Genomic DNA, 26,250 nt, shown 5'->3' with positions numbered 1-26,250 from the left:
GACCCGTCCTTTAAAAGGTCTTTGCCGTCACTTCAGATTTTCACTCGCTTGCGATGCTTTTTTCAGGAATAACCAATTGGACGCCTGCAGGCCGTCAAATTTGATGGTGTAGCGGCCATCCAGGTAGGTGGCAGGCAGTTTCCCCAGTTGCCCAAGGGGGCCGCCCTGGGTGAACAGCGTCAAGCCCGGGGGGGCCTGGATGGACAGCGTGCCCTCCAGAGGCTCGACATGGAAAGGCGTCTTGTCGTTGTCCTTGGGGACAGCCCGGGTGCCCAGGGAAATCAGCAGGTCTGCGGACTTGCCGACGGGCACGCCGTCCAGGCTTTGCACCACGACGCTGGCGTAGGCGGTCTTGAGTTGCACCTGGATATTGCCCAACTGGATCGAATTGCCGCCGATCCAGCCGGTGGCCGCCTGGGTGCGAGGCGTATCGATGGTGTAGAGGCCTTGTTTCCAGTTGCGCTTGAGTTCACCGGTGTCCGTGGTGGATTCGCTGGCCGTGGCGTCCAATAGAGACTGTGCCGGGTCGTGGAACACCTGTGCGTTCCTGGCGATGATGCCCGGTTGCAACCAGGGCAGTTGCGGCGTCTGTGGCATGGCGATTTGCAGCTTGCCTTTCTCCATGGCGGTGCGCAGCAGGGCCGAGCTGTCGGGTGTAATGCGTTGGTTGAACAGGGTTTCTGGCGTCGGCGCGAAGACATAGGTGGTCTTGGCTTCGTGAACGTCGCCGCGACGATAAAGCAGGGCGGCGGCGGGCAGGGTGGCCAACATGGCCGGGTCGTTGTAGGCGTGCCAGTTGCCGGCTGACTCCGATTGCTCGGTGAGTGGTTCCTGGCTATAGGCATATTGCATCAGCGCATCCCAGCCCTGATGGCTGGCCGTGCCGGCCATGTACAGAGGCAGCGAGTGGCGGTCGGCTATCGGGAAGGGTTCGTTGTTCCATTCGGTGACGGTCAGGGGTTTGCCGACGACCTGGCCGGCGCCAATCCAGTCCACCAGGCTGGCGCTGGCCAGCGGGTTTTTCTCAAGGGTCCCCGGGCCACCGTAGATATGCACGTCGACCACGTCACCGGCGGTCAGGGCGGGCAGGGCGCTCAGGCCATTGCCGCCCCAACTGCTGGTCGTGGCAATCGGCACTTTCACGCCGGTCTCGCGCAACGACTCGATCATGTCTACGTTGAAGCGCCGTTCCAGGTCGTTGAGGAACAGCTTGGCGGGGCCAGGCTCCCAGGATCGCCAGGTCTGGTCTTCAGGCAGGTTGTGCTGTTTGGCGAAGGCTTTGGCAGCCTTCATGTACAGTTCGTTGTGCTTGGGCACGGACTTGTCGGGCAACAGGGCGTTGCCATAGTGTTGGGTGATGTCGTTTTCGTTGGTGATCAGCACGGCGGCAACCGCCGGGTCATCCTTGTAGGCCAGGCCCGTGTAGCTGTTCACGTGGCTCAGATAATCCTTGGCAAAGCGTTTCATGGCCCGCTGGATCGTCTCGTTTACGTACGCATAGCCTTTGAGGTCGGCGATGCCATACTCGTTCTTCGGCAATTCATCGAAGGCAAAGATGTTGTCGTTAGCCCAGAGGGCTCGTTGAACGTGCATGTCGAGCCATACATAGATGCCCTCATCCTTGAGGCTCTTGATCCACAAGTCGAGCTTCTTCAGCGATTCTTCGCTCAGGCGCTGGGTATCATGCACTTTCCTGCCGTCACCGAAGATGTTGGGAAGGACCCACCACGAATCATGGTGGTGCAGTCGCACCAGATTGAAACCCAGGGCCGAGAGACGCTTGGCCTGCAGCTTGATCGCATCGTCGGGTGTTTGAAATAACGTATAGGCCGACAGGTTGGTGCCCCAGAAGCGCGCCGGGGTGTTGTCGGCAAACAGCAGTTGCTCGCCCACAGCCTTGACGAAACCACGCTTGCCTGCAGGTTTTTCCGGGGCATTGAGAAAGGACAGGTCGACCGGTGCGGTTTTCCAGTCCAGTCGATCGCTCGGCCAGCTTTTCGGATCCGCAATTCCAAAGCGCTCGGCGGCGGTCGGCCCCAGCACCACATCGCCAGATACGCTGAACGTGGCTTTGAAGTTTTCGCGACCGGGCTTGATCCGGTCCTTGTAGAGAAACGCCCGCACCTGGGATCGATCACCCGGTTCGAAATACACCCTCGCCAGCGCGGGTTCGAAGCGCATCTCGATGCGCCGCCCCTGGGCATTGCCCCAGGTCCAGCCACGGTTGCCAGGCAGCAACACCGGCTCACCCATTGCTTCGGCAAGGGCCGGGTCGAAGTTGAAGACGATACCCCCGCCCATCACGTTCGTCTTGAGGCTGCGGGCATCCAGCACAAGGTTGATGCTCAACGTCTGCTCGTCTTGCTTGCGTATCTGCCCGGTCGCATCGAAATCGAGCTTCTGGCTCTTGCCCTCCATGGCGTAGACAAAGGGCGAGATCACCTTGAGCGAGGGGGTGAAATCCGCCCAGTCCCAGTTGCCACCCCAAAAGACGAATTGAGAGGCCATGGCAGGGCTGCCACCACGCGTGACCTGGGGCAGGCCGCTGCGTTCATCCACACTGGCGACCCACTCCGCCGCCCGGGTACTCAATGGCCAAATGGCAACGGTCAGGAGAAAGACTGACAGCAAAGGCATGCGGTAAAAAAAACACGTCATGAGCGTTACCAGGTCTGTAGGAGGGTACTCTTGCTGCTTGCTGTCTCTGCGCGCTTGAGCCTGCGCGCCATCTGAGCATAGGACACGCCCAGCCCGGCTACCGACCAATACACCACGGGGATGACCGTAATGCTGCTGACGGTGATGATGGTCACCAGTATTCCGGCCAGTGTCGCCAGCAAGGCACGTCCAAGTCGCCGCGACTCATCCTCCTGCTTGGGGAACGAACGCATCGCCTTGCGAATACCAAGCGCAATGGTGGCGAAAAAAGCCACGAACAGCGTCAGCCCGATAAAGCCCATTTGCAGGGCGATGCCGATATAGGTGTTGACGATGTCGATGATGCCCTGGCCCTGGATCATTGACTGCATTTCAGGGGTGCTGCGGTAATCGAAGGAACCCAGCCATGGATTGCGCTGGATGACGATCAACGAGTTATCGATCAAGCGCTGGCGGTAGGTGATGTTCTCGACTTCTACAGAGCCGATGAAGGGCAGCAGATCAAGGATTTTCTGTCCGCCGGGCAAGATGGCCAACAGGGGCAGGGCGAGCAAGGCGGCGCCCCCGAGCAGCACCAGGCGCCTGACCGCATAACGGCCGGTGCCGATGAACATGACGATCATGACGGCGGCACCGATCCACGGGCCGCGCGACAGCGGCGCAAACAGTCCTCCAGCGAGCAGCAGGGCACCGAGTCGTCGCTGCAGTTTGCTGCGCACACCCTCCTGCAGGAACAGGTAAAAGCCGATGGCCACGGCGATGACATAGCCCAGCGCAATGGCCTGGCCAGTGGTGACGCTGGCGCGCAGCGAGCCGCCACGGCTGAGATAGGTGGCGATTTCCCATTGCACGCCCATGGCGTAGGTCAGCCCGTTGTACAGCAGCCATCGGCGGGTATATTCGAAGAGACCGATCAGCGACAGCAGCATGGCGGCGAGTAAAAAGGCCAACAGCGCATCCTTGAAGTCGCTGACATTCTTCATGGATCGACTGGCAACGTAGTAAGGCAAAAAAACATCGACGAACAGATAGAGCGATTGACGCAAGGTGTCGGTGGGCGTGGTCTGGCGCAGGAAAAGCGCAGACGTCAGCAGCAGGTAGGCCAGCAGCAGTTTGTCCGGCAGTGTGCGCCCGAAGGGCAGTGTGTCCGGCCGCTTGCGCAACGCCAGAAAAGCCGGGAGCAACACGCACAGTGCCAGTAGTCGTACATGGTTCAGGTCAAAAAGATAGTTGACCAGGCCGAAGCCGGGGACCTGCGCATTGGCGGGTGGAATGAGAAACAACAGCATGAAAAACAATGCGAGGGGATTGCGCTCACGCTGTCGCGTCACCGCCAGAATGATTGCGGTAACGCCCGCGTACACCCAGAAGCTATGGGAAAAAAAGGCTAGCAGCGTCAATCCGAACCAAAGGTTGCGCCGGCGGGTGAAATCACTCAGTGGGATCAGATCGGCCGCCGGTCGCCGTGCAAAAGCGAAGACGATACCGGCAAGGACCAGGATGACGACTAACGCGCGAAAGTGCTCAGGCATGGGCTACCGACTTATTTGATGAGAGAGCGATGGCTAATGGCTAGTGGTTTGCCTAATAGCGACTATAGTACCTTTCGAGTCGTTCAATACGGGGATTGATGTTATGCCGTCAGTTAACATATCGCCAACGTTCAGCCTTCGTCGTCGAGCGATATCTGCTGGGGCATGGAACCTGGGGGCGCTGGTCACTTCACAAGTGATACGCCTGGGCGGCAACCTGGTGATGACCCGTCTGCTGATGCCGGAAATGTTCGGCATCATCGCCATTGCTACCACCGTTTTGTTCGTCCTGCACCTGCTCTCCGATGTGGGGTTGCGCCAGAACATCCTGCAGAGTCCACGCGGCGACGACCCGGTATTCCTCAATACCCTCTGGACCGTGCAGATCGTGCGCGGCTTCGTGCTCTTCGCCTTTACGTTGTTGCTGGCAGCCGCTGCCTGGTATTCGCAAGTCATCGATTTCTGGTCGCACAACTCCACCTACGCCGCCCCTGAGTTGCCGATGGTGTTGGCCTGGACCGGTGTTACCGCGATCATCTACGGGTTCCAGTCGACGAAAGTCGACCTGGCCGTCCGCGCTTTCCAGCAAAAGAAAGTGGTGATCGCCGAGTTCGTCTCCCAGGTCGTCGGCCTGCTGGTGATGCTGGTCATCGGTTACTTCACCCATTCCATCTGGTCGCTGGTGGCGGCCGGCCTGGTCACGGCCCTGGTCAGCACGTTGCTTGGGCATTTCTGGTTCGAGGGGCCGTCCAACAGTCTGCGCTGGGAACGCGCCGCACTCCACGAACTGATGGTCTTCGGTCGCTGGATCCTGTTGTCTTCGGCCGTGGGCGTACTGTCCATGCAGGGTGACCGGATCATTTTCGGCGGCAGCATGACAGTCTTCGAAATGGGCGTGTATTCGATTGCCGTGCTGATTCTTGGCGCTTTGCAGACCGGCGTATTGAAAGTGGTCGGGGCCGTGGCCCTGCCAGCCTTCGGCGAAGCCGCGAGAACCAACGACTTCGAGCGCCTGCGCAGTTTGTATTACCGCTTCAAGATGATGGTCGACGTTGCGTTGCTATTTCTTTGCGGGTTCCTCTGGGTCACCAGTCCACTCATCATCAAAGTGTTGTACGACGACCGTTACGCCCAGGCCGGCCACATGATGGCCGTGCTCTCGACGTCGTTTTTCGTGATGCGCTACATCGTGGCCAATCAAATCTGGATCGCCCTGGGGCTTACCAAGTACCAGGCCATCGATAACATCATCCGTGTGGTGTCGTTATGGGTGCTGGTCCCGTTGTTACTGGCTTTCGGTGGGGTCGATTGGGCGATCTGGGGCGTCGCGCTGCATACGTTGCCGACCTTGGTGTTGGTTGTGTATGTCAATCGTCGCGTGGGTATTCTCGATATCAAGCGCGAGCTGATTGTGTTGCCTATGCTGGTGGTAGGGGCGTTGTGCGGGGAGCTGGTGCTGGTCGTTTTCAAGTGGCTTTTCGATTTAAGCGCTTGACCGGTTTTTCTTGACGTTGAAGCACCCTTTGAATCTCGGACGCAAATCTCGATCCAGTGGAGTCGTGAGTGATGAGTGAACGCGTGTTGAATACCTCTGTCATCAGTCGCAGAGGACTCATTCGGGCATTTGCCCTGTTAAGCCTGGGGGGGCTGGCGATGAAATTTACCGGGGTTGGGGCTCGGCCTACTGCAGGAAAATCGGAGTTTGTCGTGATCAACGGGTGGGTATTACCTGCCGCGCATTTCCGGTAACTGCAAATATGATCAAAGACTACCAAACGCAGAAAGACCTGCGCGATCACTATGATTTCTGCATCGTTGGTGCAGGCCCGGCCGGCATTACGCTGGCCTTGCGTTTGGCTGGCAATGGCTGGCGTGTAGTGCTTCTGGAGGGCGGGGGGCGCGAGTATGCCGCGTATTCGCAGAACCTCTACAAGTGTCCTTCGACGGGGCTGGATGTCTTCGCTGAAGAAACCCGCCTGCGCTATCTGGGTGGCACCTCCAATCATTGGGCAGGTCGTTGCCGCCCCTTCGAGCCTTCCGACTTTGCCCTGTCCCCACCGGTGAACTTGCCCGGTTGGCCCATCGCGTTTTCCGAGATGGAGCGCAATCTGCCAGCGGCCATGGCCATTCTGGACTTGCCGCTGGACTCGGGATTCAAGACCGTCAACGCGGCCTTTAAAAGCGATGAATTCGAAGCCGACCGTTTCCTGCTCAGTCCACCGACCCGATTTGCACAAAAGTATGCCAAGGAACTCGAGGAGACCGAGGGTCTGGATGTCTTCATCAATTGCAATTGCGTCGACCTCGATTTCGACAGCAACACCGGCCGCATCACCGCCGTCGTGGTGTCCGATTACGAACGCCAGCAAGAGCGTGTCTCGGCCAAGCAATTCATCCTGGCCACCGGTGCGATCGAAAATGCCAGGCAGTTGCTCAACAGCAAGTCATTGGCCGCTGCCGGCGTTATCACCGAGGATGGCCTGGTCGGTCGATGCTTCATGGAACACCTGAACATCGCCCTCGGTACCTTCATCCTCAACGAAGGTGAAAGCCGGGAGGCCAGGCAGTTCTTCACCAAGGATGCGTTTGTGGTCGAGCATCATTCCGGTAAAGGCAATGTCACCGCGTCCTTGGTGTCGGCGGTGGAAACCTATGGACGCTTGGCGGCAATCAAGGGTTTTTTCGAGAACCTGGCCTGCAAGGCAGGCATGGCGCACAAGATCGAGTTCATTGCCAAGTTCAACTGTCCCGGTGACGGGGAGCTCGGAACGATGATCGAGCAGTTTCCCAACCGCAAGAGTCGCGTCTCGTTGACGCAAGAACACGATGACCTGGGGATGAGAATGGTCAACGTCCATTGGGAGCTCGCCCCTGAAGACAGGGAGACCATAAAAAGCATCGGCCTGGAGGTGGCAAAGTGTTTTGCCGAAGAAGGGCTTGGCTATGTCAAGTTGGAGGAAGCGGTGTATGACGTTTCCCTGCCGCTCAAAGTCGTGCCGCATGCCCATCACATGGGCACTACGCGGATGGCCAGCTCCCCTGAATTCGGGGTGGTCGATGAGAACAGCAAAGTGTTCGGCACCAATAACCTGTACGTCGCTGGCAGCAGTGTGTTTGCAACGGCCGGCGCGAGCAATCCAACCATGCCGCTGTTGCAGCTGACGCTGCGGTTGGCGGATTACCTCAACCATCAAATGGGCCCTGCGGCAGGCAGGTATTCTTGAGTGAAACAGTCTTAGGGAGAGCCACCAAAGCAGGGTGCCACTAGAACAACAACCATGGTGCATCTGGTCTTGGTACCGATGTGAAACGCTGACATTTGTGAGGCTGACAGGATGATTGGGCTAGCAAAGCGTGCAATACGTTACTACGTCAATAAAACGGGTCGGGGGAAGGGTTTATTCAAGAAATTTTGCCATCCCACAGGCTTCGAATGGGCAAACTACCTGGCGCGCTGGGGAGGCATTCATTCGGTCGGAAAGGGAGTATGGATCAATCCCGGCTGCAACATCCCCGACCCTTCGCTATTACGCATCGGCAACAACGTCGGCTTGTCCGATTGCACGATATTCGGGCATGACGGGCTGATTGGCGTGTTCGAAATCAGCGCGGGTAAACAGCTCGACTCCGTTGGTGCGGTCGATATATTCGACAACTGTTTCATCGGTTACCAGGCCATCGTCATGCCGGGCCGCAAAATCGGTCCGAATTCAATCGTTGCCGCCGGTGCCGTGGTGACCAGGGATGTTCCGCCCGGTGTCGTGGTGGGCGGGAACCCGGCGAAGGTGCTCTGCACCGTTGAAGACCTGATCAAGAAAATCGAAGAGCGTTGCGAAGCCTATCCCTGGATGGAACTCATCCGCCAGCGCGGCACGCACTTCGACCCGGATTACGAGCCCAAGCTCAAGGCCATGAGGGCGCAGTACTTCTTTGGCGAGAAGGCCAATGAGTAGCGCGCCGCTGGATGTGCTCGTCGTCAACTACAACACGGCGGGTCTGTTGCAGCCCATGTTCAATGCGCTGCGCCAGTCCAAGAGCACCGACCACGCACGCTACCTGGTGGTGGACAACGCTTCGGCGGACAACTCGCTGGATTGCCTGGGCGATATTTGTCCAGAGGCCGTGTTGCTGGCCAATAAGGACAATGTCGGCTTTGGCCGGGCCAATAATCAGCTGGTTGAACACCTGCAGGGCAAGTACGCGTTGCTGCTCAACACCGACGCGTTTGTGTCCGACGACACCCTGGCCAAGACCCTGGAGTACATGGAGGCTCATCCCGATTGTGGGATCCTCGGTGTACGCCTGGTCGGTCGGGACGGCGAGATGCAACCGTCCTGCCGTTATTTTCCGACGCCGCTGAATGTCTTCCTCGTGACGGCCGGCCTTGAACGCTTCTTCCCGTGGGTGAAACTGGTCGACGACCTGGACTGGGATCATGCCTCGGTGCGCGAGTGTGACTGGGTACCCGGTTGCTATTACCTGATCCGCCGTGAAGTGATCGACAAGGTCGGCCTGTTCGATCCGCGCTATTTCCTCTACTACGAGGAAGTGGATCACTGCCGGCGCGTCAAGGAGGCGGGCTGGAAGGTGGTCTACTACCCCCACACGTCGGTGGTGCATATCGGTGGCGAGAGTGCCAAGTCGGTCGACAAACTGAACATGGACGGCCGACAGCTGCAGACCCTGCAAATCGAAAGCGAGCTGTTGTACTTCCGCAAGCATCACGGTTTGCCGGGGTTGGCCTTGCACATGCTGCTGGTATGCCTGTGCGACCTGATCCTGGGGCTCAAGGCTTTGTTGAAAGGTCGCGGTCGGGCCGCCATCAAGGCGTGTTGGCAACACACACGTGTGACCTGGGCACTGTTGCGTAAAACCAAACTCGGTAGCCAACCCACACGGTAGGTCAGTCCATGTTCGAAAACATACGTGCGGACTTGCGAGCATACGAGGGTGATTGGGGCGCCCAGGGTTTCTGGGTGATGCTGGTGTATCGCTTCGGGCGCTGGCGCTACGGCGTGCGCCCGGCGCTGCTGCGCAAATTGCTGTCCTTTATCTACAAAGTGCTGTTCAAGCTGGTGCAGATCGTAACGGGCATCGAGCTGCCGTGCGAGGTGGTGGTCGGGCGCAACTTCGTCATCGATCATTTCGGCGGCATCGTGATCAGTGGTTATGCGCAGTTCGGCGATGACTGTCGTATCCGCAACGGCGTAGTCGTCGGGCTCAAGAACGTGAAGGAGCCGATCGCCCCGGTGATGGGCAACAACGTCGATATCGGTACCGGCGCCAAGGTGCTGGGCAATATCCGCATCGGCAACAATGTGGTGATCGGCGCCAATGCCGTGGTGTTGACCGATGTGCCTGACAACTCGGTGGCGGTCGGCGTGCCGGCGACCATCAAGCAGCGCAAGCTTGCCGATGCCGAGCAATTCTCATGAACACGGTGACGACGGGGGTTGGGGTCGTTGTCATCGGTCGCAATGAAGGCCAGCGACTCGAGCGTTGCCTGGCTTCGCTGGTCGGTGCGGCGCAGCAGATCGTCTATGTCGACTCGGGCTCCACCGACGGTTCAGTACAGATGGCCCGAAGGCTTGGTGTCGAGGTGGTTGAACTGGACATGAGCATTGCCTTCACGGCCGCACGTGCACGCAATGAAGGTTTCGCCCGGCTGCAACGGCTGTTGCCATCGATGCGTCATGTGCAGTTCGTCGACGGTGATTGCGAGGTGGTTGCCAGCTGGCTACCCCATGCACAGGCCTTTCTTGAGGCCCGGCCTGAGGTGGCGGTGGTTTGCGGGCGGCGCCGCGAACGTTTTCCGCAGCGCTCCATTTATAACCTGATGTGCGACCTCGAATGGGATACGCCAACCGGTGCGACCAGCGCCTGCGGTGGCGATGCACTGATGCGCGCGGACGCCTTCGCCACTGCGGGCGGGTATCGCCCGGACCTGATTGCCGGGGAAGAACCGGAGCTCTGCGTGCGGCTGCGAGCCAAGGGCTGGAAGGTCTGGCGCTTGCCTGCGGAAATGACTTTGCACGATGCGAGCATGACCCGCTTCGGCCAATGGTGGCGGCGCACCTTACGCGGCGGCTATGCCTTCGCCGAGGGCGCGTTTCTACACGGTGGCGCACCGGAGCGCCATTGGCGCCGCGAGTCGCGCCGCGCCTGGTTCTGGGGCTTGGGCGTGCCGCTGGCGACGGTCATTGCCACGCTGCTGCTGGGCTGGCCCGGGTTGTTGCTGCTGTTGATCTATCCGCTGCAGGTCGCGCGCCTGGCCCGGCGGGGCGCTGGCCCTGCGCGGCAAAACTGGCTACTGGCGTTCTTCCTCGTGCTGGGCAAATTTCCCGAGATGTTCGGGCAGGTCAAGTTTCTTTTGAACAGGTTCGGTGCCGGCAAATCCGCATTGATCGAATACAAGTGAGACTTCGATGGACTATTGGATGATCGTCAAAAGCGTCTTCTCCGTGCACGCTGGCTATTCCCTGAGGGCATTGAAGAACAAACTCAAGTTTGTGCTATTGGTGGGCAAGAACTGGACCGAGTTGAATCTGTTTTTCGGGCGCATGTCCAACGCGCTGGGCGATACCGGCATCGAGAGACTCGGCGGCGATTGCCTGGGTGTTATCCACTGGCCCTACATCAGCAAAAGCTGGAACTCCCAGGACAAATTGGGCGTCATGGCCTCGCACTACGAGGTGGTCACGAAAAGCTGCCCGCAATTACTGCTGTTCGGGCGCGACGACAGCCTGGTCCTGAGCGACCTGACGGCGTGGTCCGATGGTTGCACGTTGGTACTGGACCGCCCGTTCTGGTTCATGCGTGAAGGCGAGTTGGTGCTGAATCTGTTCCAGGGCGATCTGCGCATTGCCTCGATCGCCTTCACCTTGTGCTGCACGGAGGGTGAGCTGTGCATCTTCATCGGTGCCGTGCAGGGCATCCATAAAGGCATCGAGAGCGAAAGATCGCTGGCCATCTACCGGGATGTCACCAAGGACTTCGAAGGCCTGCGACCCAGGAGCTTTCTGATTGAAGTGATCAAGTACATCGCCAGCCATATCGGCGTCGGAAAAATCTACGCGGTAGGGGATGTCTATCGTCATCATCGCCACCCGTATTTTGGTGCGCACAAAGCCCAGGAGCTGGCCGCCAATTATGATTCGATCTGGCTTGAACACGGGGCGACACCGTCTGCGCGCGAAGACTTTTTTGAAATCCCCATGGCTTCGTCCAGAAAGCCGCTGGAAACCATTGCTTCAAAAAAACGCGCCATGTATCGCCGGCGCTATGAGCTGCTGGACGATACCTTCACCAGGATCGACCAGGTGCTGAAAGGCAGCTACGCAGTGAATTGACGTGACCGGTTACTGGACTACTGTGGGGGTACCTGCAGTAACAACTTCGACGACATTCAAGCCGGGTGCCCATGCGTATCGCTTATTTCATCAATCAATACCCGAAGGTCAGCCATAGCTTCATTCGTCGCGAGATCCTGGCGCTGGAGCGCCAGGGCTTTGAGGTCCAACGCATCGCGTTGCGAGGCTGGGATGCCGAATTGGTGGACACCGAGGACGAGTCTGAACGCAGCAAGACCCAATACGTGCTGGCGGACGGCGTCAAAGCGCTGCTGCGACCTGCGCTGCAGGTGCTGCGTACCCAACCGCGGCGGTTCTTTTCGACGCTGTGGTTGGCGCTGCGCATGGGGCGGCGCGCCGATCGTTCCTGGCCGTACCATCTGGTCTATTTGCTCGAAGCATGCCGCGTGCTGTCCTGGATGCAGGCGTTCGGTGCCCGGCACGTGCATGCCCACTTCGGCACCAACTCGACCGAAGTGGTGATGCTGGCCAACGCACTTGGCGGGCCTACGTACAGTTTTACCGTGCATGGTCCGGAAGAGTTCGACAAACCGCAGTTCATTCACCTGGGCGAGAAAGTCCGGCGCTCGGCGTTTGTCGCGGCCATCAGTGCCTATGGGCGCAGCCAGTTGTATCGCTGGGTCGACCCGGCGCATTGGGCTCGGGTCAAGGTTGTGCATTGTGGCCTGGAGCGGGCCTTTCACGATGTGCCCGCAGTGGCGGTGCCGTCCGCGCCGCGGTTGGTTTGCGTGGGGCGCCTATGTGAGCAGAAGGGCCAATTGCTGTTGCTGGAGGCCGCTCGTCGCTTGGCCGAACAAGGCGTGGCATTCGAACTGGTCCTGGCTGGCGACGGCGAAATGCGCCCGCAGATCGAAGAATTGATTGCCCGGCACGGCCTTCAATCGCGTGTGCGAATCACTGGCTGGATCAGCAGCGAACAGGTGCGCATGGAAATTCTCGCCGCGCGGGCCCTGGTACTGCCCAGCTTCGCCGAAGGCTTGCCGGTGGTCATCATGGAAGCCATGGCGTTGCGCCGGCCGGTGCTGACCACTTATGTGGCGGGCATTCCCGAACTGGTGCGCCAGGGCGAGAACGGCTGGCTGTTTCCCGCGGGCGCGGTGGAAGAGTTGGCGGTGGCGCTGGCGGACTGCCTGGCGCAGCCGGTCGAGCAGTTGCAGCGCATGGGCGAAGCGGCTTATCAGCGTGTGCTGGAGCGTCATGATATCGATACCGAAGCGACCAAGTTGGCTCACCTGTTCAAGGCGCAAGCATGATCACATTCCTCAATTGGCTACTCGGCGTACCGCTGGCGATCATCCTCCTGCCGGTACTGGTGCTGCTCGTGCAGGTGCTGCTGGCTGGCTTGCCGGTGCGTGCGCAAGCACTCGCACAACGCCCGCGACCTCGGGTCGCGGTGCTGGTGCCGGCCCACAATGAGTCCTCGATTATCCAGGCCACCTTGAATTGCCTGCGCCCGCAACTGCAGGAGGGCGATCGTCTGTTGGTGGTCGCCGACAACTGCTCGGACGACACCGCCGCGATGGCGCGTGCGGCCGGCGCGGAGGTAGTGGAACGCAGCAATGCCCAGCAGCGTGGCAAGGGCTATGCACTGGATTTTGGCGCGCGTCACCTGGCCGGTGATGCGCCGGACGTGCTGATCATTGTCGATGCCGATTGCCAGGTGAACGAGGGCTTCATCGAACGCCTGGCCATACAGTGCATCGACTCGGGGCGGCCGACCCAGGCGCTTGACCTGATGCGTGCGCCAGCGGGTTCGGGGCTGAAAGTGCAGATCGCCGAGTTTGCCTGGTGCGTCAAAAATCGGGTGCGACCGCAAGGCTGGGCTCGGCTGGGGTTGCCCTGTCAGTTGATGGGCACGGGCATGGCGTTCGTCTGGCGGGACCTGCCCTTGATCACGCTTGCCAGTGGTCACATCGTCGAAGACCTGAAAATGGGCCTGGATTTCTGTCGCAGCGGCAAGCCACCGATGTTTTGCCCTGATGCCTTGGTGACCAGCTATTTCCCGCGCAGTGACGAAGGCCTCACGACCCAGCGTACGCGTTGGGAGCATGGTCACCTGGGCGTGATCCTGGGCGACGCGCCCAAATTACTGGTGGAGTCGCTTGCCCGACGCAACTTCAACCTGCTGGCCATGACCCTGGATCTATTGGTGCCGCCACTGGCGTTGCTGACGTTGTTGTTGGGCGCGGCGTTTGTCCTGTCCTGGTTGGTGTTGCTGCTGTTCGGTGCATGGCTGCCGGCATTGATCGCATCGGTGGGGGTGGTCATGTTGATGATGACCATCTTGCTGGCGTGGAGTCAGTTCGGTCGCGCCATCATCGCGTTTTCCGCGTTGCTGTATGCACCGTTCTACGCACTGAAGAAAATCCCCCTGTACCTGGGCTTCCTGGTCAAACGCCAGGTTGAATGGGTGCGCTCCAAGCGAGATGACTCCTGATGCGCGCATTGGCCTGGCAGCACAACTGGCAAACGATCATCCAGTCACTCAAGGTCATCGGCGATAGCGATCAAGAGCAGCGCTTGATCGAGGCATTGGCCTGGCCGCAGCGGGCAACGGTGCTCGGGTTCGTCAACGCCCATGCGATGAACCTGGTTGCCGGGGACGATGCCTACTACCAGGCACTGTCGGCCGCCGATGTGTTGCTGCGCGATGGCTCCGGCATGTCGATCCTGTTTCGCCGAATGGGCAGGGAGCCGGGGTTGAACATGAACGGCACGGACTTCATCCCCAAGTTACTGTCGGCCTATAAAGGACGGCGCGTGGCGTTGTGGGGCACGCAAGAGCCTTTCCTGGCCCATGCGGCAAAGCATTGCCAAACGGCATTGGCAGTCAATGTCGTGTCTGTCCACCATGGTTTCGACGATGTGCAGACCTACCTCGAACTTGCCCGGCAACATCAGCCGGAACTGGTGGTGTTGGGCATGGGCATGCCCAAGCAGGAAATCGTTGCCGCCCGGCTGGCGGCCAGCGGCGTGCCCTGCCTGATCGTGTGTGGCGGGGCGATCCTGGACTTTCTCGGCGGCAAGGTGAGTCGCGCTCCGCAATGGGTGCGAGGCCTGGGTTGCGAGTGGGTATTCAGGCTGCTCAGTGAACCCAAGCGGCTGTTCAGTCGTTATGTAGTCGGTAACCCTCTGTTCATATTGAGAACGCTTGCCTGCCCGGTACCGACCCGGGGGTGAGGTGCGTGCCGTAAGAACAGGCTCGGCAGCGTAATATCTTGCAAAACTCCGGCGTAGCATCTTTACTGCTCATGTAAGCGACGACTTGCTGACGCGGTAATAATTTGTTTCGCCTTTGGTGCGAATGGCGACGAAAGTTTGACGCCGGCCATCATCGTGTTGAAGCCTGATTTTCAGTTCGTTATTCCTTGATTCGAACTTTCGAATAATCTTCCTTAATCATTTAGTGTTAATACCAAATGAAAGAATATGTAAAGGGACTGTTGCGTCAGTTGATTACGCCGTCGGTACGCTTTGAACTGCGGAAAGCCCATGCCTGGCTGCGCGATATTGCCGGCCGAGCCTGTTTTTGGCGCTGGGAATTTGTCAGGTTCAAGCTGCGCGAAGAGAGTCCTTACGACATTCTCTATATGGGGCGTAAGGCACAGCGTGAATTTGTGAAAGTTCTCATGGGTGCTGAACCTCAGGTTGCCAATCAGCAACTTAGGGCGAATAAACCAGGCATAACGGTGTTCGTCAGTGAAATACCGACGCCGGGCGCACTCTGTGTGCCCCAATATCTCAGCGCCGTAGTTCCTCTGGGCCGCTCGATCGAGGACATCACCGCAAGATATAACTCTGAGCTGCGGCGCAATCTTCGCAAGAACCGTTTGCGCTATCGCCTTAAACAGGCGTTGAACGACGATGAAATCGAAAGCGCCGACCAAGGCATGCTGCAACCCTATGCCAGCGCAAGGCATGGCACGTCTGCTTCGCAAATTGAGCAGCAGGAGGTGCGAAGGGTGGCCAAAACCGCCGGCCGCCTGGACCTGGTGCTGCTGGAAGACGAGGTGGTCGCCTGTCACCTTGGCTGCGTGATTACCCGCGCGGGCAAGCGCTACTGGAGCACGATCCGTTTCGGCTACCCCGAAACAGTCTATTCGGATGCGAAAAAGCTTAGGGAAATCAACTCGATCACCACCTTCATGGCGCTGGAATGGGCGCTGGAAAACGGCTTTGATTATTACGATATCGGCACTTGCCTGGCGCGCCCGGACGACGGTTTGCTGGAATGGAAAAGAAGGCGTGGCGGCGATGTCGATACCCTGAATAACCATGGCTATCTGTTTGTCCGGCTGCCCAAGGTGGGCGTTGCGCAATTTCTCTGGGAAACACCCTTGTTTGCCGTAGAGGGAAAAGAACTGACCCTGCATCTGGGTTTGCCGGACGGGCAAACTGATGAGGATATTGCCGAGCGCTATCGCGAAATGGGATTTGGCGGACTGAGCAGGGTCTATCTTCATTGCGCCAAGGCACCACCGGAACAACTGCTCGAGACTTTACGCGCTCGATACGGTCATCTGAAGGTACCACCTGTCATGGAAAGTATTATTTGCAATTGACTGGAGTTTGATAGTGCGCACAAGGACGACAAGCGCTAATTATATTTAAACGCATTAGAGTGGTAATCCTTATGTCGCAATCGAATATGTTGGTGAGCGGCGCTGGGGCGAAATGGAGTTTTGCTGCGTATAAACACATGTTCAAGGAGAAAGTTGCCAGGAAAGCGCCGCTGGACCTGCAAAGTGTCGCGGTAAAAACCTGGGACGTGGCTCCCCCTGATGAATCGATTGCACCCCCTGCTTTTTACCTGCCCAACCAGCTTGAACGCGTGACGGGATGGCAGTTTTATCCCTTCGAGCATCCCCGTCGCACCATGGAGGGCAACGGGCTCGTGCAGCACGGCCCCACTCGCGCCTTTCTGCTCAAGGACGCCTGGCTGATCGACGGCGCGCTTTACAAAGGTGATGCCAAATCCTGGTTATCGCCCAGGGCCGGTTGGTTGCCGAAGATTCGCATAGAACACGAAATCGATCGCGCAGCAATGTATTGCACTGTGGGCGGCAATAAGTGGTTTGGATCGTGGATGGTGGATGATTGCATCACCTATCCCATGGCGAGCCAGCTCGGCGTTCCGGTGACCACGGAACTCGCTGAAACTGAAGTCAGCGTAACCCGGCACGGGATACTTCACGCCCCCGGTTATGAAAAGTGGCTGGGCATGAATCCGCTTCGTATGCGCAACGCATTTTTTCGTGAACTGGTGATTTTTGACGACATCAGCCAGAACCGCCACAAGCACATGCGCTTTCGCGCCATGACGGAAAAGTTGTTGTCCCATGTCAACGTCAACTCGCACCCAGGGGTGTTCGTGCTGCGGGGCAACAAGGGTGAGTTGCGGTTGCTGCGCAATGAACTGGAATTGGCTGAACGCCTGCGCGAGCGCCGCGGCTTTCGCATCATCGACCCCTCGAAATCCGACGTGGCAACCATCGTCGCGGCTTGTGCCGGCGCCAGGACCGTGATCGGCATCGAAGGCAGTCAACTCATACACGGCGTCAATGTCCTTGCGCCCGGTGGTTCGCTGCTGGTCCTGCAACCCCCTGATCGTTTCGTCTGCTTCTTCAAGTACCTGACGGATCGTGATCAGCAAAACTTCGGTTTTGTGGTGGGCACCCCGGACGGCGAAGGTTTCCGGATCGATCCCGATGAGGTTGAGCGCACCCTCGACCTGTTCCCGGCCTGACGCTTTTGCGGCCTCGTGCTTAACCCGGTAACGCTGGTCGTCAGCGTTACCGGGCGGCTCATGCAATCAAGATACGACTAGTAGGCATGTTTGCCGGAGAAGGCTGTCACTGTCCGGGCAAGGATGACGAAGTCGAGCCACAGCGACCAGTTGTTGATGTATTCGATGTCCGAATCCACCCGGCGAATCATCTGTTCGATGTCTTTGGTTTCACCGCGATAGCCACGCACTTGAGCCAGGCCAGTAATGCCTGGCTTGATGTTGTGGCGGGCAAAGTAGTCGGCAATGTCGGGTGAATACTGCGCGTCGTGCTGGATGGCATGCGGACGCGGCCCGACCAGGGACATTTCACCCATCAGCACATTGAACAACTGCGGCAGCTCATCCAGGCTGGTGCGTCGAATGAAGGCGCCTACCCGGGTCATGCGCGGATCATTCTTTTGTGCTTGCTTGACTACACCGTCTTCAGGCTGATGAACCACCATGCTCCTGAACTTCCAGATGCGAAACGGTCCGCCACTCCAGCCCATCCGTTGCTGGCGAAAGAACACCGGCCCCGGGCTGTCGAGCTTGATGGCAATGGCCACGATGGCCAGCACTGGCGCCGCAATCAGCAACAGCAGAAACGCCAGCACGCGGTCTTCAAGGTTCTTGAGCAGCAGGCGCATGCCCATCAGTGGCGTTTCCGACAAGGTCAGCACCGGAATGCCGGCGATCTCGCGAACGCTGTGGTTGATCAAGCGCAGGGAAAAGATGTCTGGCACCCAGTTGACCGAGATGTGCTTGTCGAACAGCTTCAGATACACATCCTTGATCACCTGGGAGCCGTCCAGTGGCGTGACGAAGTAGACGGTGCGGATCGAATGCTGGACGACCAGGTCGTCAAGATCGCAAATATGACCCAGTATCGCCAGGCGGTTGGGGTTTTCCGAACCATCCTTGCCCCGGTCGTCGGCCGCCCCGATCAACACGGAGCCGACTACGCGTTCACCCAGCCAGGGGTTGTTGCTGATTTTCTGGTGCAGGAAGTCCGCCAGCTCTCCCGAGCCGATGATCAGTGCGTTGTCCCGTTGGGTGGGGTGGGCCAGGAATTTCTTTTGCAGTTCACGGGTCGCGAGGTGCAAAAGCAGCTGGGCAAAATACCCGATGACGAACAACTCACCGACCAGCAAGCGTGAGTACTGTTCGCTTTGTTTCGTAAGAAAGGCCATGGCGACGAGAAAACAAAAGGCGGCGGTCCACGCCTTGAACAGTTTGAAGGCCTTGACGGCAAACACGACATTGCTTCGATAAATCGCGTAGTGGTCGTAGACGACGGCAAGCGCCCCCAGTAGCAACAGGACCATGATCACATAAGCCTGGGTGATGAAACCTATGTGATAAACAATCAGGTACCACGCGACACCGGTGACAGCGAGGCTATCGAGGCCTGCCTGGATAAAGATACTGGTACTGCTTCTTCGCTGGAGTACGGAACGGCTACTGCTCGGCTCAAAAATCATGATCAGATCCCATTTTTGCTGCCCCCTCGCGCCCAACCCGAACGCGATCCAGGTCAAAACCACCTTCGTTTCAGAGCTTTAGCCTCAACGGCAAGCTACTTATAGTCGAGAAATCCTCCTTCCACCGAAATTCGCAAAGCTGGGGAGAACGCGGCATCCCGTGCTATCACTTTAGCAGCAGTGTGGATTCATTCACGCAATGGACGAAGTTTAGTCTGCGGCATGCACGCAGGCACCGGGCGGCCTGCTTTTGGAGTGACTGGACGACCATCGGTAGAAACTGGATTGTCTGCCTGGATGGGCGGGAGGACCTGGGACGTCGGCTGCGAACAAGCAGCGTTATCAGTTGCTCATGCCGTCTTCGATGGCGATGCCTTGGGCGCGCATTTTGTCGATCAGTTCGGCGCGGGTGCCTGGCAGGTTGAGCATGGTTTTGGCGCGCAACGCCGCCACTTCGTCGGCACTGTAGGGCTGGTAATCGGCGGGTCGGCTTTTACCGGCCATGCCGTCCTCGCGCATCAGCCAGTTGAGCAGGTCGGCCAACTGCGCGTTGTTCAACGCCGATTGCGACATGCCTGGCACGCGCACCAGGAATTCACGGCCGCCCGGGACTTTCAGGAAGTTGCCGACAAATCCCGTCATTCTCGGGGTGTCATTGGCCGCCGAGCCCATGCCGTTGCCCAGATGGCAACCGGCACATTGCAACTGATAGTTAACGCCCACGCTGTAGCCGGCCTCGGCGATGGGCTTTTGCAGTTCCTCGTTGCCCGGCGCGTGGCGCTGCGTCGGGTCGGGGATGGCCCGGGCCTGGGCGAGCGGGGTGGTCAGGGCGCAGGCCAGGCCGAGGATTAGCAAACGACGCATTTCGAACCCCTTATTTGTTGTGCCTTGAAAAGATCGCAGCCTGCGGCAGCTCCTACAGGAGCACGCGGTCAATCCAGGAGCTGCCGCAGGCTGCGATCTTTTAAAAAAAAAACGCCGATCGCGTGGGCAACCGGCGGTGGTGCGTGTCAGACCGCCACGCCACGGATGATCGAAACGGTGCAGTGATAGATGTGCGACTTGGCGGCCAGGCACCAGTTCACATCGTTGTTGTTGAACGGGCGGTAGGCCGGTTCTTCACTGTCGTTACGGGTGCAGGCGCACTGGGCGCAGCTTTGTTTACCGCAGCAGTCGTTGTACGAAATGATGTAGTCCTTGCCGTCGGCCGGGTTGCGGCAGGTGCCGATCCAGGTCACTTGCGAGGCCTCGGTGCCCGGTGGGCAGGAAGTCACCGAACCGCCGCAGCAACTGCACAGAAAACCGTCGATGGAGCAGTAGCGCCAGTAGTCGCAGCTGTTTGGATCACCGGGGTCACCGGCTTTCGGGTCAGTGGCGGCCAGCGCCTTGCTGGTGCGATCCAGCGGCAGCAGCACGGGAAGGGCGGCACCGGCGACGATCAGCGAGCCCATGCGAGCCAGCAGTTTGCGGCGCGAAGTCGTGTCGGCAACACGGCGCGAGGAGCGTTCGAATAACAGATCCAGCAGTTTCATGAAGGTCTCCCTGCCTTATCAGTGGCTATGGCCGTGGCTGTGGTCATGAGCGTGGTCGTGGGGTTGCGCATTGAGATATTGCTGCAGCGTCGCGTGCTTGAGGTGCTCGACTTCGAACAGGCTGTCCAGGTGCTCGCGGGAGTTGACCAGGCCTTTGGCGCGCAGGGTGCCGGACTTGTCGATCAGGGCTGCGTACGGCAGCTTGCCGATCTGGTAGGTCATGCCCACTTCCGGGCCGACTACATAAGTGGCGTCTTCGAGTTTGTGCTCGCGGATCAGCGCTTGCTGGGCGTCCATGTCGCCATCGCTGACGAACACCACGTCCAGCGTGCTGGCTTGTTCCCTGGCGATGGATTTGATCGCCGGCAGCAGGGATTTGCAGATCGGGCAAGTCGGCGAGAGGAAGAACAGCAGTTGCGATTTCTCGCCGGCATAACCGAAGTTCACCGGGCGGCCATTACGGTCAGCAGCGGTCACTTGCGGTGCGGCTTCGTTGACGGCCACGCCTTTGTCCATCATCAGCGCGCCGGCCGGGGCCAGACGGCCGTGCAACACGCCAATCTGACGGACCAGGCCCATGACGACGAACGCCACGGCCACCAGCAATACCCAGAGCAGAACGTTGGAAACTATCAAGCCTTCCATTGTGATTACCTACCAATCAATTTGAGCAGAAGAGGGGAGTTCACCGCCAGGCCATCGGCCGCGGCGTAGATGAGCAGCGCGACGGCGGCCGAAGCCAGGGTCACGAAGCCATCGAACACCGTCATGTCGCGCACTACCGGCGCTACGCTTGCCAGCAATGCCAGCGCCACCAGCACGCTGTTGCGCAGCAGCAGGACCGGGCGCAGCGGTTGCGCCTGGTCGGGACCTGCACAGCCGCAGTCGATGTCGCGACGCCCACGCCACAGGTTGATGCCGATGGCGGCGGCGTACAGCGCCAGCAGGCTGGCCGCGCTCAACGCTGCCCAGGGGCGGCTGACCGGCACCAGCAACGCGAACGCAATGGCCAGTTCCAGCAGCGGGATCAACCGCGCGATCGGGCGCACCAGCGCGTCGGGCAGCAGTTGATAATCGGCAAGTTGTTTGCGAAAGCGCGCTGGCGCTCGCACCTTGTGGGTCGCGGCACTGGCCAGCAGCACCGCAATGGCGATGGCGCTGGCAATGATGAAGATCGGATCTGATTGCATGGCCTGATCCCTGTTAGTAGCTCATGACCTGGGTCGCGGTTTTTGCGACCTTGGCCATGCTGCCGGTGTGCTGGTTGGTCTTGAGGTCGAAGATCTGCAAGCCACCTTCAACGTCGGTGCCCAGCAGCAGTGGCTTGTCGTCGCCGGTGGCCTGCATGCTCCACACCGGTACCGGTGCTTCCAGGGTGGCGATTTTCTTGCCAGTCTTCAGATCGAAGGCCCAGATCAGGGGACTCGGGTCTTCCCACTTCATCGGTTCGTGGGCGTCGTGCATCAGCACGTACAAGCGGTTCAGCTTCGGCGCGACCGCCATCAGCTGCCAGCCGCCCGGGGCCCAACCGGCTTTCTTCTCTTCGTCGGTGACCAGCGACCAGCTCGGCAGGATTTTCGGCGCGTCAGCGGAGAAATCCACGGCGCGCACGGTGCCGGTAGTGGTGGTGAAGTAGTAGGTGTCGCCGACGTTGACCGCGCGCTCCACCAGTTTTTCCGCGTTCGGGTCAAAGAACGGCGTGCGGTTGCGCGCGTTTTCCTGGCCTTGATCGTTGAGGGTCACCACCTGCAGGCTGCCGTCGCCGCACAGCGAGGCGAAGCGACGCTTGCCCACCGGGTAGTTGAGCACGCAACCGGGAATCGCGATTTCCGAGGCAACCGCTTTGGTCTGGGTATCGACCACAGTGACCGAGGTCGATGGGGTGAAGTTGTAGACGTAGACGAAACGGTCATCGCCGCTGGTCTTCAGGCCGTAGCGCTGGGTCAGCGATTCGGCGCGCTTGTTCGGGATCAGTACTTCCCAGGCCGGCGACAGGGTCGAGCTGTCCCACGCGGTCAGCACGTCGGTACGGGTGCCGCGGGTGCCGCGCGAATACCAGATGTCGGCGCTGTAGATCAGCTTGCCGTCATGGCTCAGGGCCGAAGGCGCGGCAAAGCCGGTCGGGACCATGCCGAGCACGCGTTTCTGGTCGGGGTCGACCACGGTGACACGGCCGGCGACGAAGCTTTCGAACTCGACATCGACGACGAATGCCCGGTGCGGTTCAGCGGGGAAGGCCAGGGTGGTCTGGCCGATGCCGGTGTCGGCGGGCAAATCCGCGCGGGCACTGTTCAAGCCGAGTACAAGCAGGCTCAGGCCTAGCGCTGACTGTACGGAGATCCTGTTTGTTCGCATAAGGGGAACTTCCTGAATTATTGGTAACGCGGATCGCGGGTGAGTGGGCAGATTCTGACCATCGAATAGTGCCTCGCCCGGCAATCGCGGGAATTGCCCTGCCTGCCAAGTGTTTGTGTATCTGTGCCAGTGTCGGGGGGGATCGTTCCCACGCAGAGCGTGGGAACGATCAGATCGCGGGGGGGATCAGGGGGAGGGAAAAGCTGAATACCGCACCACAAGGCTCCAGGTTTTGCGCCCAGATATCGCCCCGGTGACGGCCGATGATGTTCTTGCACAGCGCCAGGCCAATGCCGTTGCCGCTGACCTTGGACGAGAAGAAGCCGTCGAACAGCTTCTCTTGCGCCTGGGCCTGGATGCCGCGGCCGTTGTCCTCGATGCGCACCAGCGCCACGCCGTCGGCGGCGCTGGCATGAATGCGCAAAATCCGACGTTCGAGCGGCAGGTCGGCCATTTCTTCGATCGCGTTGAACGCCAGGTTGAGGATCACCTGGCCGATCAACACCTTCTCGCAACTCACCCTTAGCGGCTCGGGTGAGGTCACGACTTCCACGCGCACCAGGCTCGGATCGGCTCGCAGGCTGATGAAGTAGCGGGTTTCGCGCAGCAGTTCGTTGAGGTCAATCAGCTCTTCGCTTTGCTCCAGTTTAACGACGTAGTCGCGCACGCTCTTGATGATCACCGAGGCGTGCTCGATCTGCCGCACGGCGCTCTGCAAACCCCAGGTGACGCCTTGATCGGCGTCGGCTGCGGTGCCCAGGCGAATCACCGCGCCCTCGATGAAGTTGCGCGTGGCGGCCAGCGGTTGACTCAGTTCATGGGCGATGGCCACGGCCATTTCACCCATGGCGTTGTAGCGCGCCAGGTATTCGAGTTTCTGCTCGCTGACCCGCCGCGCGTCTTCGGCCTGCACCTGCTCGGTGACGTCGCGGAACAGCAGCAGATGGCCGACCAGGTCGTCTTCAATCTCTATATAACGGCACGTTGCGTCATGCCAGCGCCATTCGCCGTCCTGGCGCTGCACTTGGTAATGCACGTTGAAGGGCGTGTGTTCCGGCGTCTCATGGGCGAATTTTTGCAGCAGGCGCTGGCGCGAAGCCTCGTCGCACCAGGCCAGGAAGTTCTGGCCCATCAACGGATGGACTTCACTGCCGAGCAAGTGCGCGCCGGAGTCGCTGATAAAACCGATATCGCCCTCGGGACCGAGCACCGCCACACCCTCGGCCAGATCCTGCATGAAGGCCTTGAGCCGGCTTTCGAAACGCTTGAGGTCGCGCTTGACCTTGTCCTCCTTGGAGATGTCGCGGAACTGCACCATCAACACATCCCGACCGTCCAGATGCACCAGGGTCGCCACGGCCTCGGAAAGAATCTCCACCCCTTGCTTGGAGCGATAGCACCACTCGATGGCGCGCTGGCCGGTGCGCGCAGCACCTTCCAGCCAGCGCAGGCCCACCGAGCGCCGGTACTTGGGTGCGTCGCGGGTCATGTCCGGGGCCTTGAGCGGCGTCAATTCCTCCAGGGTAAAACCCAGCGCCGCCAGGGCGGCGGCGTTGGCCCAGAGAATTTCCTTGGTCTGCGCATCGTGAAGAATGATGCACAGCGGCATGGCTTCGATCAGCGCATGGAAGTCGTTCGGTTTTGGCTGGTACATCACACGGCCCCTGGCGGCAGAGATTTGCAGTATGGCGTTTTATACCTGCTCGCACAGCGGCATGCGCTCAGAGGTAACCGGTGTGGATCTAGGGGATTTCTTTAGGCGGGGGGCTGCACGCACCAATAGTTGCGCCGGCATCCGGTTTTTACACTGGACCGCAATGCAAGGGTGACCACGCCTTTATCTGTAGGAGCTGCCGAAGGCTGCGATCTTTTGATCTTGATCCAAAAACAAAATCAAAAGATCGCAGCCTTCGGCAGCTCCTACAGACAGCGGTGCGGTGTGGCCCCCACTAACAATAAGCAAAACGGAGAAAGCCCATGCTGCGTTCAGCGGTCGTGCAACAAGACGCACCGATCGGTGTTGACGAGAATGTCGTCGACAGCCCGGCCTTTGCGCAGGTGCTGGAAGAAGTGCGCCAACGTCGCAACGAATTCGACAGCGTTTCCCATGTGCCACGGGACATGATCGAACGCTTCAAGCAGGTGGGCGTCTACCGCGCCGCCACGCCGAAATGCTACGGCGGCGACGCCCTGGCGCCGGCGAAGTTTCTGCAAATGATCGAACGCATCTCCGAGGCCGACGGCTCCGCTGGCTGGGTGGCCAGTTTCGGCAGTGCCGGCGTCTACCTCGCGGCGTTGCCACGCGAAACCCTGGCTGAACTCTACGCCGATAGCCCGGACCTGGTGTTCGCTGGCGGCCTGTTTCCCTTGCAACCGGCCGAGGCGGTAGAGGGCGGCTATCAGGTCAACGGCACCTGGAAATTCGCCAGCGGCTGCATGGGCGCGGACTTGTTGGGCGTGGGCATCGGTGCTGCGGGCGGCAAGCCGCGCACCGCGGTGTTCCGTCCGCAGCAGGTAGAGATCATCGAGAACTGGGACGTGGTCGGCCTCAAGGGCACCGGCAGCCACGACTTGCGCGTGTCCGACAAGCGCGTCGACGAACGCTGGACGTTCATTCGCGGTGGCGCCTCGACCATCGACGAACCGCTGTTCCGCTATCCCTCGATTGCCTACGCCGCGCAAGTGCTGGCGGTGGTCAACCTGGGCCTTGCCCGCGCTGCCCTCGATGAAATCAGCCGCATGGCTGGCGGCAGCGGTATCACCGGTGCGCCGAAACTGTCCGACCGCGCCTACGTGCGCATCGAAATCGCCAAGGCCGAAGCCAAGCTCAACGCCGCACGCGGCTTCTTCTACAGCGCCACCGAACAGGTATGGAACTCGATCCTCGCGGGCAATCCGGTCACCCCGGAGCAGACCAGCCTGTTGCGCTTGTCCGCCATTCACGTGTCCCAGGCCGGCGCCGAGGTGGTGCAGAGCGCCTACAGCCTGGCCGGTACCACCGCCATTTACCTGCGCCATCCACTGCAGCGTTACCTGCGCGACTCGATGGTGGTGACCCAGCACGCCTTCCTCAGCGAAGGGCTGTATGACGGCGCCGGCTCGGTGTTCCTCGGCGTGCAGCCGTTCCCGGGCTACATCTGAACACTTTATTTCAGAGCTTCATTTTCAAGGATCAATACACATGACTCAAACCACTCAAGAACCGTTGCGCGTCGTCTTCTGCATCGGCATCACCCAGAACTTTTTTGACCTGCCTACCGGCGAAGGCCTCAGCGTATGGAAGGGCTTCAGCCGGATGATGGCGGATCTCGGCGCGATGCCCGGCATCAACGTGCTCGGCGCCATGGATGACGACCGCCTGATGGTCGGCCCTTCGACCACCTCGCCCTGGACCGTGTACATCATGGCCGACGTCGACTGCCACCAGTCGGTCATCGACGCCTGCAACCTGTTCCGCACCACGCCGGTGAACGAATACAGCCTGTGGCGCTACGCCAAGGTCGAAGCGCGCATCGGTCGCCCGCTGACCATCCCTGATGCGGCCAAGGTGTAAGC

At 59.7% G+C, this 26,250-nt stretch carries 23 protein-coding genes; 14 read left to right on the top strand and 9 right to left on the bottom strand.

The genetic code is table 11. The annotated features are described in order from the left end of the window. Window positions 1–27: 27 nt before the first annotated feature. Window positions 28–2,658: a cellulase family glycosylhydrolase gene (locus tag HGP31_RS18450; protein WP_168758359.1), complete on the bottom strand. Its 2,631-nt coding sequence runs from the start codon at window positions 2,656–2,658 to the stop codon at window positions 28–30. A 5-nt stretch (window positions 2,659–2,663) separates the two neighbouring features. Further along, window positions 2,664–4,190, bottom strand: a complete 1,527-nt coding sequence (locus HGP31_RS18445) for an O-antigen ligase family protein (RefSeq protein ID WP_020799630.1) — start codon at window positions 4,188–4,190, stop codon at window positions 2,664–2,666. A gap of 103 nt (window positions 4,191–4,293) precedes the next feature. Between HGP31_RS18445 and HGP31_RS18440 the strand changes: the two genes are divergently transcribed. The 12 genes from HGP31_RS18440 (at window position 4,294) to HGP31_RS18385 (ending at window position 17,306) form a co-directional block, all read left to right on the top strand. Then, window positions 4,294–5,685: an oligosaccharide flippase family protein gene (locus HGP31_RS18440; RefSeq protein WP_033039089.1), complete on the top strand. Its 1,392-nt coding sequence runs from the start codon at window positions 4,294–4,296 to the stop codon at window positions 5,683–5,685. A gap of 262 nt (window positions 5,686–5,947) precedes the next feature. Next, a complete protein-coding gene (locus HGP31_RS18435; RefSeq protein WP_168758358.1) occupies window positions 5,948–7,414 on the top strand; it encodes an FAD-dependent oxidoreductase in 1,467 nt (488 codons plus the stop codon). Between the two features lie 111 nt (window positions 7,415–7,525). Continuing rightward, window positions 7,526–8,143 (top strand): acyltransferase, encoded by a 618-nt coding sequence (locus HGP31_RS18430; protein ID WP_020799627.1) that lies wholly within the window; start codon window positions 7,526–7,528, stop codon window positions 8,141–8,143. Beyond that, window positions 8,136–9,092, top strand: coding sequence for a glycosyltransferase family 2 protein (locus HGP31_RS18425; protein WP_168758357.1), 957 nt, complete (start codon window positions 8,136–8,138; stop codon window positions 9,090–9,092). The genes HGP31_RS18430 and HGP31_RS18425 overlap by 8 nt, the downstream gene beginning before the upstream one ends. Window positions 9,093–9,100: 8 nt before the next feature. Then, window positions 9,101–9,625, top strand: a complete 525-nt coding sequence (locus tag HGP31_RS18420) for a serine O-acetyltransferase (protein ID WP_020799625.1) — start codon at window positions 9,101–9,103, stop codon at window positions 9,623–9,625. A 5-nt stretch (window positions 9,626–9,630) separates the two neighbouring features. Further along, window positions 9,631–10,608 carry a glycosyltransferase family 2 protein gene (locus HGP31_RS18415; RefSeq protein WP_033039832.1) on the top strand — a complete coding sequence of 326 codons (978 nt, stop codon included), beginning with the start codon at window positions 9,631–9,633 and terminating at the stop codon, window positions 10,606–10,608. A 19-nt stretch (window positions 10,609–10,627) separates the two neighbouring features. Further along, on the top strand, window positions 10,628–11,539 hold the full coding sequence (locus tag HGP31_RS18410) for a DUF535 family protein (protein ID WP_020799623.1): 912 nt from the start codon (window positions 10,628–10,630) through the stop codon (window positions 11,537–11,539). A gap of 71 nt (window positions 11,540–11,610) precedes the next feature. Next, a complete protein-coding gene (locus tag HGP31_RS18405; protein ID WP_033039820.1) occupies window positions 11,611–12,813 on the top strand; it encodes a glycosyltransferase in 1,203 nt (400 codons plus the stop codon). After that, window positions 12,810–13,997 carry a glycosyltransferase family 2 protein gene (locus HGP31_RS18400; protein ID WP_020799621.1) on the top strand — a complete coding sequence of 396 codons (1,188 nt, stop codon included), beginning with the start codon at window positions 12,810–12,812 and terminating at the stop codon, window positions 13,995–13,997. The genes HGP31_RS18405 and HGP31_RS18400 overlap by 4 nt, the downstream gene beginning before the upstream one ends. Next, window positions 13,997–14,740, top strand: coding sequence for a WecB/TagA/CpsF family glycosyltransferase (locus tag HGP31_RS18395; RefSeq protein ID WP_168758356.1), 744 nt, complete (start codon window positions 13,997–13,999; stop codon window positions 14,738–14,740). The genes HGP31_RS18400 and HGP31_RS18395 overlap by 1 nt, the downstream gene beginning before the upstream one ends. 239 nt (window positions 14,741–14,979) lie before the next feature. Then, window positions 14,980–16,122 carry a hypothetical protein gene (locus tag HGP31_RS18390; protein WP_168758355.1) on the top strand — a complete coding sequence of 381 codons (1,143 nt, stop codon included), beginning with the start codon at window positions 14,980–14,982 and terminating at the stop codon, window positions 16,120–16,122. Window positions 16,123–16,193: 71 nt separating this feature from the next. Continuing rightward, window positions 16,194–17,306 carry a glycosyltransferase 61 family protein gene (locus HGP31_RS18385; RefSeq protein ID WP_168758354.1) on the top strand — a complete coding sequence of 371 codons (1,113 nt, stop codon included), beginning with the start codon at window positions 16,194–16,196 and terminating at the stop codon, window positions 17,304–17,306. A 77-nt stretch (window positions 17,307–17,383) separates the two neighbouring features. Here HGP31_RS18385 and HGP31_RS18380 read toward each other — a convergent pair whose 3' ends face one another. The 7 genes from HGP31_RS18380 to HGP31_RS18350 form a co-directional block, all read right to left on the bottom strand. Next, a complete protein-coding gene (locus tag HGP31_RS18380) occupies window positions 17,384–18,808 on the bottom strand; it encodes an undecaprenyl-phosphate glucose phosphotransferase (protein ID WP_033039829.1) in 1,425 nt (474 codons plus the stop codon). A gap of 342 nt (window positions 18,809–19,150) precedes the next feature. After that, window positions 19,151–19,672, bottom strand: coding sequence for a hypothetical protein (locus tag HGP31_RS18375; protein ID WP_020799615.1), 522 nt, complete (start codon window positions 19,670–19,672; stop codon window positions 19,151–19,153). Window positions 19,673–19,818: 146 nt separating this feature from the next. Next, on the bottom strand, window positions 19,819–20,340 hold the full coding sequence (locus HGP31_RS18370) for a methylamine dehydrogenase light chain (RefSeq protein WP_008062110.1): 522 nt from the start codon (window positions 20,338–20,340) through the stop codon (window positions 19,819–19,821). A gap of 18 nt (window positions 20,341–20,358) precedes the next feature. After that, on the bottom strand, window positions 20,359–20,985 hold the full coding sequence (mauD, locus tag HGP31_RS18365; RefSeq protein ID WP_020799614.1) for a methylamine dehydrogenase accessory protein MauD: 627 nt from the start codon (window positions 20,983–20,985) through the stop codon (window positions 20,359–20,361). Window positions 20,986–20,990: 5 nt separating this feature from the next. Further along, on the bottom strand, window positions 20,991–21,530 hold the full coding sequence (locus HGP31_RS18360; protein ID WP_168758353.1) for a MauE/DoxX family redox-associated membrane protein: 540 nt from the start codon (window positions 21,528–21,530) through the stop codon (window positions 20,991–20,993). 13 nt (window positions 21,531–21,543) lie between these two features. Then, window positions 21,544–22,695, bottom strand: coding sequence for an amine dehydrogenase large subunit (locus HGP31_RS18355; protein WP_168758352.1), 1,152 nt, complete (start codon window positions 22,693–22,695; stop codon window positions 21,544–21,546). Between the two features lie 169 nt (window positions 22,696–22,864). Next, window positions 22,865–24,349, bottom strand: a complete 1,485-nt coding sequence (locus HGP31_RS18350; RefSeq protein WP_020799610.1) for a sensor histidine kinase — start codon at window positions 24,347–24,349, stop codon at window positions 22,865–22,867. A 323-nt stretch (window positions 24,350–24,672) separates the two neighbouring features. On the opposite strand from HGP31_RS18350, the gene HGP31_RS18345 reads away from it, so the two are divergent. Further along, on the top strand, window positions 24,673–25,836 hold the full coding sequence (locus HGP31_RS18345) for an acyl-CoA dehydrogenase family protein (RefSeq protein ID WP_168758351.1): 1,164 nt from the start codon (window positions 24,673–24,675) through the stop codon (window positions 25,834–25,836). A gap of 40 nt (window positions 25,837–25,876) precedes the next feature. Then, window positions 25,877–26,248 carry a hypothetical protein gene (locus HGP31_RS18340; protein ID WP_020799608.1) on the top strand — a complete coding sequence of 124 codons (372 nt, stop codon included), beginning with the start codon at window positions 25,877–25,879 and terminating at the stop codon, window positions 26,246–26,248. The last annotated feature ends 2 nt before the right edge of the window (window positions 26,249–26,250 follow it).

The organism is Pseudomonas umsongensis, assembly GCF_012647205.1.
GTDB classification, from domain to species: Bacteria; Pseudomonadota; Gammaproteobacteria; order Pseudomonadales; family Pseudomonadaceae; genus Aquipseudomonas; species Aquipseudomonas umsongensis.
Note: the sequence above shows the minus strand (reverse complement) of the source record. Positions and strands in the feature narration are given on the sequence as shown.

What these genes read in the sequence shown, in the direction of transcription:
- HGP31_RS18450 (WP_168758359.1), bottom strand. Translation starts at nt 2,658, where the DNA reads ATGACGTGTTTTTTTTACCGCATGCCTTTGCTGTCAGTCTTTCTCCTG.
- HGP31_RS18445 (WP_020799630.1), bottom strand. Translation starts at nt 4,190, where the DNA reads ATGCCTGAGCACTTTCGCGCGTTAGTCGTCATCCTGGTCCTTGCCGGT.
- HGP31_RS18440 (WP_033039089.1), top strand. Translation starts at nt 4,294, where the DNA reads ATGCCGTCAGTTAACATATCGCCAACGTTCAGCCTTCGTCGTCGAGCG.
- HGP31_RS18435 (WP_168758358.1), top strand. Translation starts at nt 5,948, where the DNA reads ATGATCAAAGACTACCAAACGCAGAAAGACCTGCGCGATCACTATGAT.
- HGP31_RS18430 (WP_020799627.1), top strand. Translation starts at nt 7,526, where the DNA reads ATGATTGGGCTAGCAAAGCGTGCAATACGTTACTACGTCAATAAAACG.
- HGP31_RS18425 (WP_168758357.1), top strand. Translation starts at nt 8,136, where the DNA reads ATGAGTAGCGCGCCGCTGGATGTGCTCGTCGTCAACTACAACACGGCG.
- HGP31_RS18420 (WP_020799625.1), top strand. Translation starts at nt 9,101, where the DNA reads ATGTTCGAAAACATACGTGCGGACTTGCGAGCATACGAGGGTGATTGG.
- HGP31_RS18410 (WP_020799623.1), top strand. Translation starts at nt 10,628, where the DNA reads ATGATCGTCAAAAGCGTCTTCTCCGTGCACGCTGGCTATTCCCTGAGG.
- HGP31_RS18405 (WP_033039820.1), top strand. Translation starts at nt 11,611, where the DNA reads ATGCGTATCGCTTATTTCATCAATCAATACCCGAAGGTCAGCCATAGC.
- HGP31_RS18400 (WP_020799621.1), top strand. Translation starts at nt 12,810, where the DNA reads ATGATCACATTCCTCAATTGGCTACTCGGCGTACCGCTGGCGATCATC.
- HGP31_RS18395 (WP_168758356.1), top strand. Translation starts at nt 13,997, where the DNA reads ATGCGCGCATTGGCCTGGCAGCACAACTGGCAAACGATCATCCAGTCA.
- HGP31_RS18390 (WP_168758355.1), top strand. Translation starts at nt 14,980, where the DNA reads ATGAAAGAATATGTAAAGGGACTGTTGCGTCAGTTGATTACGCCGTCG.
- HGP31_RS18385 (WP_168758354.1), top strand. Translation starts at nt 16,194, where the DNA reads ATGTCGCAATCGAATATGTTGGTGAGCGGCGCTGGGGCGAAATGGAGT.
- HGP31_RS18380 (WP_033039829.1), bottom strand. Translation starts at nt 18,808, where the DNA reads ATGATTTTTGAGCCGAGCAGTAGCCGTTCCGTACTCCAGCGAAGAAGC.
- HGP31_RS18375 (WP_020799615.1), bottom strand. Translation starts at nt 19,672, where the DNA reads ATGCGTCGTTTGCTAATCCTCGGCCTGGCCTGCGCCCTGACCACCCCG.
- HGP31_RS18370 (WP_008062110.1), bottom strand. Translation starts at nt 20,340, where the DNA reads ATGAAACTGCTGGATCTGTTATTCGAACGCTCCTCGCGCCGTGTTGCC.
- mauD (WP_020799614.1), bottom strand. Translation starts at nt 20,985, where the DNA reads ATGGAAGGCTTGATAGTTTCCAACGTTCTGCTCTGGGTATTGCTGGTG.
- HGP31_RS18360 (WP_168758353.1), bottom strand. Translation starts at nt 21,530, where the DNA reads ATGCAATCAGATCCGATCTTCATCATTGCCAGCGCCATCGCCATTGCG.
- HGP31_RS18355 (WP_168758352.1), bottom strand. Translation starts at nt 22,695, where the DNA reads ATGCGAACAAACAGGATCTCCGTACAGTCAGCGCTAGGCCTGAGCCTG.
- HGP31_RS18350 (WP_020799610.1), bottom strand. Translation starts at nt 24,349, where the DNA reads ATGTACCAGCCAAAACCGAACGACTTCCATGCGCTGATCGAAGCCATG.
- HGP31_RS18345 (WP_168758351.1), top strand. Translation starts at nt 24,673, where the DNA reads ATGCTGCGTTCAGCGGTCGTGCAACAAGACGCACCGATCGGTGTTGAC.
- HGP31_RS18340 (WP_020799608.1), top strand. Translation starts at nt 25,877, where the DNA reads ATGACTCAAACCACTCAAGAACCGTTGCGCGTCGTCTTCTGCATCGGC.